At 60.9% G+C, this 11946-nt stretch carries 11 protein-coding genes; 3 read left to right on the top strand and 8 right to left on the bottom strand.

The window, feature by feature from the left end:
* Positions 1-57: 57 nt before the first annotated feature.
* From ACP15N_RS01865 to ACP15N_RS01835, 7 genes are all read right to left on the bottom strand, one after another.
* Positions 58-1050: a TAXI family TRAP transporter solute-binding subunit gene (locus tag ACP15N_RS01865; RefSeq protein WP_425090517.1), complete on the bottom strand. Its 993-nt coding sequence runs from the start codon at positions 1048-1050 to the stop codon at positions 58-60.
* Positions 1051-1304: 254 nt separating this feature from the next.
* A complete protein-coding gene (locus tag ACP15N_RS01860; RefSeq protein ID WP_425090516.1) occupies positions 1305-2657 on the bottom strand; it encodes a sigma-54-dependent transcriptional regulator in 1353 nt (450 codons plus the stop codon).
* Positions 2654-4510, bottom strand: coding sequence for an ATP-binding protein (locus ACP15N_RS01855; RefSeq protein WP_425090515.1), 1857 nt, complete (start codon positions 4508-4510; stop codon positions 2654-2656). The genes ACP15N_RS01860 and ACP15N_RS01855 overlap by 4 nt, the downstream gene beginning before the upstream one ends.
* Before the next feature lie 30 nt (positions 4511-4540).
* Complete coding sequence (tpiA, locus tag ACP15N_RS01850) at positions 4541-5284, bottom strand: triose-phosphate isomerase (RefSeq protein ID WP_425090514.1); 744 nt, start codon at positions 5282-5284, stop codon at positions 4541-4543.
* Positions 5285-5398: 114 nt separating this feature from the next.
* Positions 5399-5767, bottom strand: coding sequence for a HesB/IscA family protein (locus ACP15N_RS01845; protein WP_425090513.1), 369 nt, complete (start codon positions 5765-5767; stop codon positions 5399-5401).
* An 82-nt stretch (positions 5768-5849) separates the two neighbouring features.
* Entirely contained in the window at positions 5850-6374 is a 525-nt protein-coding gene (locus ACP15N_RS01840; RefSeq protein WP_425090512.1) for a sugar O-acetyltransferase, read from the bottom strand.
* Positions 6375-6396: 22 nt separating this feature from the next.
* Positions 6397-6759 carry an SUF system Fe-S cluster assembly protein gene (locus ACP15N_RS01835; RefSeq protein WP_425090511.1) on the bottom strand — a complete coding sequence of 121 codons (363 nt, stop codon included), beginning with the start codon at positions 6757-6759 and terminating at the stop codon, positions 6397-6399.
* A gap of 162 nt (positions 6760-6921) precedes the next feature.
* Here ACP15N_RS01835 and ACP15N_RS01830 point away from each other — a divergent pair, with 162 nt between their 5' ends.
* Together ACP15N_RS01830 and tgt are read left to right on the top strand one after the other, a co-directional pair.
* Positions 6922-7107 (top strand): hypothetical protein, encoded by a 186-nt coding sequence (locus tag ACP15N_RS01830; RefSeq protein ID WP_425090510.1) that lies wholly within the window; start codon positions 6922-6924, stop codon positions 7105-7107.
* Positions 7108-7138: 31 nt separating this feature from the next.
* Complete coding sequence (gene tgt / locus ACP15N_RS01825) at positions 7139-8269, top strand: tRNA guanosine(34) transglycosylase Tgt (protein WP_425090509.1); 1131 nt, start codon at positions 7139-7141, stop codon at positions 8267-8269.
* Positions 8270-8271: 2 nt separating this feature from the next.
* On the opposite strand, the gene ACP15N_RS01820 is transcribed toward tgt, so the two are convergent.
* A complete protein-coding gene (locus ACP15N_RS01820; protein ID WP_425090508.1) occupies positions 8272-9144 on the bottom strand; it encodes a hypothetical protein in 873 nt (290 codons plus the stop codon).
* Positions 9145-9525: 381 nt separating this feature from the next.
* Here ACP15N_RS01820 and lon point away from each other — a divergent pair, with 381 nt between their 5' ends.
* Positions 9526-11937 (top strand): endopeptidase La, encoded by a 2412-nt coding sequence (gene lon / locus ACP15N_RS01815; protein WP_425090507.1) that lies wholly within the window; start codon positions 9526-9528, stop codon positions 11935-11937.
* The last annotated feature ends 9 nt before the right edge of the window (positions 11938-11946 follow it).

Below are 11946 nucleotides of genomic sequence, written 5' to 3'. Positions count from 1 at the left end.
CGGCTCCTCCAAGCCATGGGCAAAGGGCCACCCTGTACGGGCGGCCCTTCGTTTTTCTTACATCCCGTGGATCATGTCATCCGGGATGTCCGCACCTGCGTTTTCCTTGAACCACGCTGCGGCACCGGGATGCCATTTCAGAACACCGTTCTTGTCCCAGTTCTCCGGGATGGTGGACCGGGCGGCCTTGTGGATGCCGACCATGCGCTCGTTGTCTGACATCACCACATCGACAACCGCATTGACGAAAGTCTCCGGCAGATCGCAGTTGGCAATCGCGAAGTTCCACATGGAAACCGACCGCGCGTCTTCAGTCAGTGTGGTGTAGCTGTCCGCGGCAATGGAGTATTCGGCCACCGGGAACTCGGCGAGGATCTTTTGCTGCTCTTCTTCGGTGAACTCGATGATGTTCACGTCCGTTTGCACTTCGAGCTGGCTGACCGCCGGCACCGGAACACCGGCCGCGAATGCGATGACGTCCAGCAGCCCGTCCTGAAGCTGACCGCCAAGGTCGGACCAGCCGCCATTGCGCCGTTCGAACTCGACGCCGAGGGTTTCCATCATGCGCGGGAAATATGTGTCCGACGTGGACCCGGCAGGGCCGAAGCCGATACGCGCGCCTGCGGGAATCTCCGAGATCGAGGTAATGCCGGACGCGCTGAGTGCCGTGACCGAGAACGGCGTTTGATACATCGGGAACATCGCACAGGCGTTGGTCATCTGCAGACCCGGCGCAATCGGGCTCAGACCTGCGAGCGCTTCGGCAGCAGGGCCCATAGTGGTCATGCCGAACTGTGCATCGCCGGTGTGTACCAGCGCCATGTTCTGGCCCGGGCCACCTGTCACTTCGCCCCCGCCGGACAGGCCCAGTTCCTCGGCAACAAGGTTCGCCCAGCCGGAGCCATAAGCGAAATAGGTGCCGCCCTGAGATGCCGTGCCGACGGTGAAGCTTTCGGGCCAGCCCGTGCGATCAAGGTGCCCGCCCGCCACTGCAACGCTGGCGGTCATCGCCGCGGCAACAGCCGTACCGGTCATCAATGTGAATTTCATGTCTTCCTCCAAGTTTTGCCGTGCACGTCTGACGCCCTGTGTCGTCATCCCCCGCGCCCGACTTATGCTCGACCCCGGCCTCCACCGCGATCGCGCACCTCCCAGTGGGTGCGCCGACAGCAAGGCGGATTGCACGCCCAAAAACAAGAGGTCGTCACGGATATGTGGCTGTACGTGGGGGAAATTCGCCGAGCATGGGTAATCACGGTGACAAAGCGGTTCGAACTTGGGTCAAAACCCACCCACCGGCGCAATCACTCCTCGTCCACGTAGTCCGTGCGTGACAGGCCGAGACGCTGCATCTTGTCGTAAAGCGCCTTACGGGAGATGCCGAGTGCGCCGTAGGTTTCCTTCAACTGGCCGCCATGTGCGGCAAGGCTGGCAGCGATCAGTGTTCTTTCATAATGCGCCATGCGCGCCGCGAGGGTGGTGTCTTCGCCATCTGCCAGAAGTTCTGTTTCGAAGCCGAGGTCGAGACCAAGGACATATCGGTCCGCGGCATTGCGCAATTCGCGCACATTGCCGGGCCAGTCACGGGCGGACAGGGCCGTAAGGATCGCCCCGGAGACGTCGGGTGCGGGCCGTTTGTGCCGGGCAGCCGCCTCTGACACCAGTTGGGCAAACAGCAGCGGGATGTCCGCACGCCGTTCTGAAAGAGGCGGCACCAAAATCGAAATGACGTTCAACCGATAGAGCAGATCGGGCCTGAACCGTTCGGCGGCGGCTTCCTCTTCGAGGTTCAGTTTGCTGGCGGCGAGAAACCGCACGTCCAGCGTAACCGGTTCGTTCGAGCCCAGACGGGTGATGCTTCGGTTCTGGATCGCGTGCAGCAGTTTGCCCTGCAACGGGCGTGGCAGGCTGTCGATTTCGTCAAGAAACACGATCCCGCCGCGGGCGGCTTCGAACTTGCCGAAACGCATTCGCATCGCGCCGGGAAACGCGCCTGCCTCATGCCCGAAAAGTTCGCTTTCGATCAACTCCGCAGGCAGAGCGGCGCAGTTGATGCTCATGAACGGCCCGTCACGGCGCGGGGACGCACGGTGGAGCGCACGTGCCGTCACCTCCTTCCCGGTTCCTGTGTCACCGGTGATCAGCACGTCCGCATCGGTCTCCGCGACTGCGCGGATGTGCTGGCGCAAGGCAACCATTGCGGGGCTTCGCCCGGTCAGGCGCGCCTCCACCGTGTCGCGTCGCCCGACCTGCGCCCGAAGCGCGCGGTTTTCCAGCGTCAGGCGGCGCTTGTCGAGCGCGCGGCGCACCGTTTCCACAAGGCGACTGGGCGCGTAGGGTTTCTCGACGAAATCATAAGCCCCATCCTGCATGGAAGAGACCGCCAGTTCGACGTCCCCGTGGCCCGTTACCAGGATCACGGGAAACTCCGGATCGATCTCAAGAACCTTGCGCATCAACGTCAATCCATCCATGCCCGGCATGCGGATATCGGTGACGAGCACGCCCGGAAACTGCCGCGCCACCAGTGCCAGCGCCTTTTCAGCTTCGGCAAAGGCAGTCACTTTCAAGTCGTCCAATTCCAGCGCCTGCGATGCCGCAAGGCGCAAATGCTCTTCATCATCCACGAAAAGGATCGTTTCGGGCGTCGGTGTCATTCGGCGGCCTGTTCATGGGGGGCAAGGCGCCGTTCCAGATCCAGGACGAACACTGCGCCGCCGTCGGCATGAGTCTCTGCTGTGATCTTGCCGCCGAAATCGCGTACGATGTTGTAAGAGATCGACAAACCGAGCCCGAGACCCTTGCCCGGACCCTTGGTCGTGAAAAACGGATCGAAGATTTGCGTCTTCTCGGTCTCGTCAATGCCGGGGCCGGTGTCTCGGACCCGGAGGCGGCAGCGATCCGCCGTCGTATCGAGCTTCAATTCGATCCGTTGCCCGTCCAGCCCCTCCATCGCGTCCAGCGCGTTGCTGATCAGGTTCACCACCACCTGCTGAAGGCGCACATGGCCCCCCGCGACCCAGACTTCATCGGCGGGCAGGGCGCTTACAACCTCGGTGCCCTGCGCCTTGATGCGCACGTCCATCATCGCCAGCGCATCTTCGATGACGCGGGTCAGCGGTGTGGGCAGCACGTCCTCCTGCGGGCGGCGGGCGAAGTTGCGCAGATGCCGCGAGATCGCCGCCATCCGGTCGGCCATTTGAGAGATGCGACCGATATTGTCCTTGGCATCCTCAAGTCGGTCACGCTCCATAAGGGTTTGCGCATTGTCGGCATAGGCTTTCACAGCGGCGAGGGGCTGGTTGAACTCATGGCTCAGCGCGGCGGACATCTGGCCCAACGCAGCCAGCTTGCCGGCCTGCACGAGTTCCGCCTGTGTGCGTTTCAACTGTGCCTCGGTTGCGCGGCGCTCTTCGACCTCTTCAGTCAATTGCGCGTTCGCACGGTTCAGATCGGCGGTGCGCTGCGCGACCCGGGTTTCCAACATCTCCTGCGCTGCGCTTTGCGCAGCGATCCGGTCCATTAGCCGGGCACGCCGTTGCAGATAGATGGCGAGCGCGAGGCCGCCGGCGGTGGTAACAAGCAGACCGATCGCCAGAACGGCAAACGCACGCGTGCGCGCCGGACCGGTGGGAACGAGGATCGTGACATCCCACCCGATATCGGGAATGCGCGTCTGAGCGGAAACATAACGCGCAGGCATACCGTCTTCGTCAAAGGACCGCAGATACAGGTCGGCGTTCAGGGGGGCTTGCGTGTTGGGAAGTGGGCGCACCTGATCAAGCGGGTACTGTCGAGAGGACGCGATCTGCTGTCGATCCCTTTCGGACAAGGGCGAGAGCGCCCGGAAATGCAGATCAACCCGGTCGGACATGAACACCACGCCCAGAAGATCGCTCACCATCACCGTGTAGGGCGCGTCCCTCCAGGTTTCCTCGAACCCGTCCACAGTGAATTTCAGCGCGACCACCCCGACAATGCGGGTGCCAACCTCGATCGGGGCGGCATAGAACACGCCGCGCTCACCGGAAGTTGTGCCAAGGGCGAAGTAGCGCCCCAAGCCGCCCTCGAGCGCTTGAGTGAAGTACGGCCGGAAATTGAAACTCCGGCCAATGAACGGCGCGTCCTTGAGGTAATTGGAGGCCGCAACCGTGTATCCGGTGATGTCCATCACGTAGATATCGGACGCTTTCAGACGAAAAGCTGTCTGTCGCAGGTCTTCGTTCACCTCTGCTTGCAGGTCGGTGTTTCCCGGGTCGGCCAACAAGGCGCGCAGCGAGTTTCGCTCAGCCACCAGACCGGGCAGGGGAGCATATTGGCGCAGCGCGCCATTCAGACCTTCGGTCGCCAGCCTGAGGGAAGTTCGGCCTTGTTCCCCGGCCTCCAGCAGAAAGAGGCGCTCAAGTCTCGGGAAAGCAATCATTGCGAACGCAAGGCTCACGATCAGCACCGCTGCAAAAGCCCTGCCTGCGGTGATGCTGGTCCGTTTGTGTGCGCCGTGGGATGTCATGACCCCGAACTATGCCGTTGCCGGAATGCGTTAGTCCAGTGCAGTTGCGATCGCTGAAAAGTCGCTGGCCTTCAGGGAGGCTCCGCCGACAAGGGCACCGTCAACGTTCGACACCCCGAAAATCTCTGCCGCGTTGCCCGGTTTGACAGACCCGCCATAAAGCAACCTGACCGAACGTCCGACCCCTTCGCCAAAGCGTTTCTCGAGCCGCGAGCGGATGAAATCATGGACTTCACCAATCTGGTCGAGGGTCGGTGTGCGCCCCGTGCCAATCGCCCAGACCGGTTCGTAGGCCACCACAAGGTTCTCTCCCGTGGCTTGATCGGGCACCGACCCTGCCAGTTGGCCACCTATAATCGCAAGCGTGTTATCCGCATCGCGCTCGGCCTCGGTCTCTCCGACGCAAACGATGGCACGCAAGCCCTCTGCCCAGGCCGCTTCGGTCTTGCTACGGACCATGCTGTCGGTTTCCGCATGATCGGCGCGCCGCTCGGAGTGCCCTACGATCACATATGTGGCCCCGGCATCCCGCAGCATCTGTGCCGAGATATCACCGGTATGGGCCCCTGAGGAGGCCGGATGGCAGTCCTGACCGCCAAGCGCCAGCGCGCCCGTGCGCACCTGTGCCGCCATGGGAGCCAGCAATGTTGCCGGCGGGCAGATCAACACCTCCGCGCGGATGTCCGAAACCTGCGCAAGCAACGCAGCCGTTTCGGTCAGAGAAGCGCTCAGCCCGTTCATTTTCCAGTTGCCCGCCGCCAGTTTCCGCCGCATCGTCCGTCTCCGCCTTGAAATCACTGTGGGAGATAAGACGGGCCGGCGCGCACCGGGTCAACCCGAAGACGCTAAACGCCGAGGCCTCTTACGTCACTGAAATTGGCAGAAGACTCAGTTTGACCCGGCGGCTACGGTTTCGTCGAACCGGATCGACTCTCCGCATCCGCATGCATCAACCACATTCGGGTTGCGGAACTTGAACCCGGACTCAAGCAGCGAGGTCTCGTAATCGATTTCTGTTCCGAAAAGAAACATCTGGGCCATCGGCGCGATCATAACCCGCGCGCCGTCCTGCTCGACGACTTCGTCCAGTGGATCGACCTCATCGACATAGTCCATCGTGTATTCCATGCCCGCGCATCCGCCTTTCTTGACGCCGATACGAAGGCCCTGCTTGCCACCCTGTTCCATCAGGCGCGCAATGTGTTTTGCAGCTTTGTCCGTAATGCTGACGGCGGCTTTTCCGGGAATACCGAACATGGAGATGGGTCCTTATGGTCTGGTTCGAATATAGGATTTGGCGGTGCGTCACACAAGGTTTGATCGACCCGCTGCGTTCTGGTCAAAGCGGTTTTGCCGGGTTGCCTGCCACCGTTGCACCTGCGGCCACGTCCCTTGTGACCACTGCGCCTGCTCCGATTATGGCGCCATCGCCAATCGTGCAGCCCGGGAGGATCAAAGCTGCCCCGCCGATCCAGACATCGTGGCCAACGTGAATTGCGGCGCCGTTTTCCAAGCCTGTCGCGCGTGTGGCAGGGTCCCTGGGATGGTCGGCGGTCAGAACCTGGACGTAGGGGCCTACCTGCGTCCGATCCCCAATCGAGATTTCGCACACATCCAGAAAAACGCAGCCGTAGTTCAGAAAGACCCGGTCCCCGAGCGTGATGTTGCTGCCATAATCGACGTAGAAAGGCGCACGCACATCACAGCCCGCACCAGCTGTGCCGACGAGTTCCGACAGTAGAACGGCGCGTCCCGCATCGTCACCGGCAGGGGCGGCATTGTACCTTTGCATGATGTCCTGCGCGTGTGCGCGGCGCGAGACGAGGTCTGCATCCGAGGCGTCATAGAGGCGGCCTGCGCGCATGTCTTCCCATGCGCTTGGCACGTCACATGAAGCCGAGTTCGAGACGGGCCTCGTCAGACATCATTTCCATGCCCCAGGGTGGCTCCCATGTCAGCTCGACGTTGACTTGCTTGACGCCGGGCAGTGGCTCAATGGCTTCGGCCACCCAGCCGGGCATTTCACCTGCCACCGGACAGCCCGGAGCGGTCAGAGTCATGATGATGTCCACCTCCGACGCGTCATTGATGCTGATTGTGTAAATCAGACCGAGGTCGAAGATATTAACGGGAATTTCGGGGTCAAATACGGTGCGGCACGCCTCCACCACGGCCTCGTGCAGCGGGTGATCCGTGCTCGATGGTTTGATCAAAGGGGCACCTTCCATCTGCGACGGTTCCACCGACATTTGTATCCTCGCGTCATTGTTGACGATTTATATAAGGATATCTTGCTGCCGGGTAAAGAGGTCCGATCCGGCAGGCCGAGCGCAAAAACGCTTGCCGCAGCGTCAACTTTACTATTGACTTATCGGTATTGACCAATCGCTCGCGGAGGGCAGGTGGCCCGTATGAACACGTCGCATCCAAAAGAAGACGACTTTGACTGGCTGCGCGAAGAACTGTTCAATTTGTCATTCGTGGCCGAACGTGCTGGCTTTGCCCTGACAGCGCGTGATCTGAAATTCGCCATCCGCAGCCTTGAGGTCGAGATGCGGGAACAAAGCGATCGCGGCCCGGCGTCATTTTCTGCGTGACCTCCGTAGAAACTGCGCGTAACCGAGCGCCATGATTGCGCGGTTTTCCTACACGAAGGAGGCTCAGGACGGCAAAGCCCGCCTTGGCCGCATTTCCACCCCGAGAGGCGAGATCCGGACCCCGGCCTTCATGCCGGTCGGCACCGCCGCGACCGTAAAGGCGATGCGTCCCGAGAGCGTGCGCGAAACAGGGGCGGATATCCTGCTCGGAAACACCTATCATCTGATGCTGCGCCCGACCGCGGAACGCATCGCACGGCTTGGCGGCCTGCACAGGTTCATGAACTGGGAACGGCCCATTCTAACCGACTCCGGCGGTTTTCAGGTGATGAGCCTGACAGAGTTGCGCAAACTCACCGAGGACGGCGTGACCTTCAAAAGCCATATCGACGGGTCAAAGCACACGCTGACACCGGAACGGTCCATGGAGATCCAGGGACTGCTGGGCTCTGACATCGTGATGTGTTTTGACGAATGCCCCGCGTTGCCTGCGGACAGGGATCGGATCGCGCAAAGCATGGAATTGTCGATGCGATGGGCGCAACGGTCTCGCGATGCCTTCGGTGACAGGCCCGGCCACGCCCTGTTTGGCATCCAGCAGGGCGGTCTGGAACCGGACTTGAGGGGTCAAAGCGCCGAAGCCCTGCGCGCGATCGAGTTCGATGGCTATGCCATTGGCGGCCTTGCGGTGGGCGAAGGGCAGGAGGCGATGTTCGGTGTCCTGAACTATGCGCCCGACATGCTGCCGGAGGACAAACCGCGGTATCTTATGGGGGTTGGCAAGCCTGATGATATCGTCGGCGCGGTGGCGCGCGGGGTCGACATGTTCGATTGTGTTCTGCCCTCAAGATCCGGGCGGACCGGTCAGGCCTATACGCGACGCGGACCGGTCAATATCAAGAACGCCCGACACGCGGATGATCCGCGCCCCCTCGACGAGGCCTGTACCTGTCCGGCCTGTCAGTCGTATTCCCGCGCCTATCTTCACCATGTGTTCCGCGCGGGCGAAATCCTGAGCTCTATGCTTTTGACATGGCATAACCTGCACTATTATCAAGAGCTTATGGCAGATATCAGATCCGCCATCGCAAGCGGTCAGTTTGCAGCCTTCGAAGCAGCGTTCCATGCCAAACAGGCAGAGGGCGATGTGCCACCTCTGTAGGTTCAGGCGGTTTTGCGACCTGTAAGCAGTGCGAGGATGTCACCATTGCCCGACGCCCCCTCGAGCCGCGTTTTCAACGCGTCCACCTGAACACCCAGGGCATCGTCGAACCACATTTGCAGCATCTCGCGCAGACGTGTGCCTGTACGATAGAGCGACATGTCAAGCTGCGTGCAGCCCTGCTTGGTCGTGATTTTGAAGTCGTAGATTCCTTCCGATAGATCTTCTGCAACGGTCGCGTCCTCACCCATGAAATAATACCGGCATCGGTAGGGACGGTCCCGTTCCACGAACGTGACAGCCTGCGTTTCGTATTGGCCCGGCGCGGTCGCGCGGCGCAGATGCACCGTGTCGCGGTCATGGGCGTCCGGCAGCACATCGTAATGCTTGCCTCCCCAGAAATGCGACTTGGATGCCTGCTGCGGAACGACTGCGTTCCAGACCTGATTTGCGTGGGCGGCAATATCGACCTGACTGCGCGCGCCGAAGGAAAACAGCGCAGGCACACGGTCCAGAAGGCGCCCGTAGAGCGACAGATAGATCAACCCGATTGTGCCAGCGGCCAGCGACAAGCGCAGAGCGGTATCATCCAGCGCGGCATTGAGTTCCGGTGCAGCCCATATCAACAGCGCCTCGGCAAGCGTGAACAGGCCGACGACCTCGCACAAGCTGCGCAGGGCAGGAAACAGCACGACAATCAGGGCCACGCAGGCGGCTGCACAGCTGAAAAAGATCGCCAGAGATGTCGGAAAAACCCAAGTCGGTAGATGCGACAATCCGTTGGGGCCACCTTGTGACGTGAGCAGGGCGGTCAGAGTGAAGAGCGTGGCGCAGGTCAGAATACGCCGTCTTTGCCGATAAATCCTGCGGAACATTACACACCAACCCCTTATAGCTTCGGGTCAGAAAGCCAGTGCCGTCGGGCCATGTTGAGGCGCGAATAAGGCAAATGTGTAGAATTTGAGTGCCGGAGTGTGCCGCATTCTGCGCGATTACAGGCACGTGGCCTCAATTTCCTGTGGATTACTGCAAGCGACGGGGAATAGCGGTTGCGGCCCGTGGGACCAGTGTGCATCCTCTGTGCAAGTTGCGTGGTTCGGCACCGTTTCCGAACTCAACGCGCGGGTTCTGTACGATCTCCACGGTTGAACTCTGCGGGCGACCCCCCCAAGTTAGGGTGCCTACTCCCCGGAGACAGCCGAAGGGTCGCCGCCACGTTTGGGGCCCGTGCCGTCTTGCCAATCAAAGGACAGAATATGTCTGAACACCTTCACCAGAGTTACCCGGTCTTGCCGCTGCGCGATATCGTCGTGTTCCCGCACATGATCGTGCCCTTGTTTGTCGGCCGCGAGAAATCCGTGCGCGCGCTTGAAGAGGTCATGAAAGACGACAAGCAGATTCTGCTGTCGAGCCAGATCGACCCGGCCGTGGACGAGCCGACATCCGACGGAATCTACGAGACCGGCGTTCTGGCCAATGTGCTGCAGTTGCTGAAGCTGCCCGACGGCACCGTCAAAGTGCTGGTCGAGGGGCGGCACCGCGTACGCATTACCGAGTATCTTGAGAATGACGCGTTTTTCGAAGCCGAAGCCATGACCATGGACGAGGTGGAGGGCGACGCGGATACGGTTGCCGCCTTGATCGGGTCCGTGGGGGCCGAGTTCGAGCGGTACGCCAAGATCAAGAAGAACATCCCCGAAGAAGCGCTTGCCGCTGTGGCGGAGACGACCGAGGCCGAAAAGCTGGCCGATCTGGTCGCAGGGCATCTGGGGATTGAGGTCGACCAGAAGCAGGATCTGCTGGAAACCCTGTCCGTCGCTGAGCGGTTGGAGAAGGTCTATGGCTTGATGCAGGGCGAAATGAGCGTGCTTCAGGTCGAAAAAAAGATCAAATCCCGTGTCAAGTCGCAGATGGAGCGCACCCAGCGCGAGTACTATCTGAATGAGCAGATGAAGGCCATTCAGAAGGAACTTGGCGACGGCGAGGATGGTGCAAACGAAATCGCCGAGCTTGAGGCGAAGATCGCAGAGACCAAGCTGAGCAAGGAAGCCCGCGAAAAGGCCGATGGCGAGATCAAGAAGCTCAAGAACATGAGCCCGATGAGCGCCGAAGCCACGGTCGTGCGCAACTATCTCGACTGGATGCTGTCGATCCCGTGGGGCACGAAATCCCGCGTGAAAAAGGACCTGGGCAAGGCACAGAATGTGCTGGATGCGGACCATTACGGTCTGGAGAAGGTCAAGGAACGCATCGTGGAATACCTTGCCGTGCAATCGCGCAGCCAGAAGCTGAAGGGGCCGATCCTGTGCCTCGTCGGCCCTCCGGGCGTGGGCAAGACCTCGCTCGGCAAATCGGTGGCCAAGGCAACGGGGCGGGAGTTCATTCGGATCAGCCTTGGCGGTGTGCGCGACGAATCCGAGATCCGCGGGCACCGTCGGACATATATCGGGTCGATGCCGGGCAAGATCATCCAAGCGCTGAAGAAAGCGAAAACCACGAACCCGCTGATCCTGCTCGACGAGATCGACAAGATGGGCCAGGACTTCCGTGGCGACCCGGCGTCGGCCATGCTGGAAGTGCTGGACCCGGAGCAGAACGCGACTTTTGTCGATCACTATCTCGAGGTGGAATACGACCTCAGCAACGTGATGTTCCTGACCACCGCGAACTCCTACAACATGCCAGGTCCGCTTCTGGATCGGATGGAGATCATTCCACTCGCCGGCTATACCGAGGACGAAAAGCGCGAGATTGCGCGCCAGCACCTAATTGACAAGCAGGTCAAGGCCCATGGCCTGAAGGCCAAGGAGTTTGAGCTGACGACAGAGGCGCTGACCGATGTCATCCGATACTACACGCGCGAAGCGGGTGTGCGGAACCTCGAGCGAGAGATCGCGAAACTGGCGCGGAAAGCCGTGACCACGATCGTCAAGAAAGAAGCCGAGAAGGTCACCGTCACGCCCGAGAAGCTGGAAGACATGCTGGGCGTGTGGCGGTTCAAGTACGGCCTCGCGGAAGAGAAGGATCAGGTCGGTGTTGTCACCGGACTGGCCTGGACATCCGTCGGGGGCGACTTGCTCAGCATCGAGGCGCTCCGCCTGCCGGGCAAGGGCCGGATGAAGACGACTGGCAAGCTGGGCGATGTGATGAAGGAATCGATCGACGCAGCCGCGTCCTTCGTGCGCTCCATCAGCCCGACCATCGGGGTGAAGCCGCCGCGCTTTGACCGGTGGGATATCCACGTGCACGTGCCAGAAGGGGCAACGCCCAAGGATGGACCGTCGGCAGGTATCGCAATGGTGACCTCCATCGTGTCGGTTCTGACGCAGATCCCGGTGCGCAAGGACATCGCCATGACCGGCGAGGTTACGCTGCGCGGTAACGTTCTGCCCATTGGTGGGTTGAAGGAGAAGCTCCTTGCCGCCTTGCGCGGCGGCATCAAGACGGTGTTGATCCCGGCGGACAATGAAAAGGACCTGCCGGAGATACCGGACAACGTGAAGGACGGGTTGGAGATTATTCCGGTCAGTCACGTGTCAGAGGTGTTGAAGATCGCACTGACAGAGGTGCCCGAGGCGATCGAATGGGACGAAGAGGCCGAAGAGGCGGCTGCCGCAAAGAAAGCTTTGGCCGAAAAAAGCGAACAGGGTGCGACCCCGCACCACTAGAGCCCTGTT

The organism is Tropicimonas sp. S265A, from assembly GCF_049800835.1.
Taxonomy (GTDB): Bacteria; Pseudomonadota; Alphaproteobacteria; order Rhodobacterales; family Rhodobacteraceae; genus Dinoroseobacter.
This window is presented reverse-complemented; position numbering and strand designations above follow the sequence as displayed.

Excerpts from the sequence above, each read along its gene's own strand:
- tpiA (WP_425090514.1), bottom strand. The coding sequence starts at position 5,284 with ATGCGGCGGAAACTGGCGGCGGGCAACTGGAAAATGAACGGGCTGAGC.
- ACP15N_RS01820 (WP_425090508.1), bottom strand. The coding sequence starts at position 9,144 with ATGTTCCGCAGGATTTATCGGCAAAGACGGCGTATTCTGACCTGCGCC.
- ACP15N_RS01845 (WP_425090513.1), bottom strand. The coding sequence starts at position 5,767 with ATGTTCGGTATTCCCGGAAAAGCCGCCGTCAGCATTACGGACAAAGCT.
- ACP15N_RS01830 (WP_425090510.1), top strand. The coding sequence starts at position 6,922 with ATGAACACGTCGCATCCAAAAGAAGACGACTTTGACTGGCTGCGCGAA.
- ACP15N_RS01855 (WP_425090515.1), bottom strand. The coding sequence starts at position 4,510 with ATGACATCCCACGGCGCACACAAACGGACCAGCATCACCGCAGGCAGG.
- ACP15N_RS01865 (WP_425090517.1), bottom strand. The coding sequence starts at position 1,050 with ATGAAATTCACATTGATGACCGGTACGGCTGTTGCCGCGGCGATGACC.
- ACP15N_RS01840 (WP_425090512.1), bottom strand. The coding sequence starts at position 6,374 with ATGCGCGCAGGCCGCCTCTATGACGCCTCGGATGCAGACCTCGTCTCG.
- ACP15N_RS01835 (WP_425090511.1), bottom strand. The coding sequence starts at position 6,759 with ATGTCGGTGGAACCGTCGCAGATGGAAGGTGCCCCTTTGATCAAACCA.
- lon (WP_425090507.1), top strand. The coding sequence starts at position 9,526 with ATGTCTGAACACCTTCACCAGAGTTACCCGGTCTTGCCGCTGCGCGAT.
- tgt (WP_425090509.1), top strand. The coding sequence starts at position 7,139 with ATGATTGCGCGGTTTTCCTACACGAAGGAGGCTCAGGACGGCAAAGCC.
- ACP15N_RS01860 (WP_425090516.1), bottom strand. The coding sequence starts at position 2,657 with ATGACACCGACGCCCGAAACGATCCTTTTCGTGGATGATGAAGAGCAT.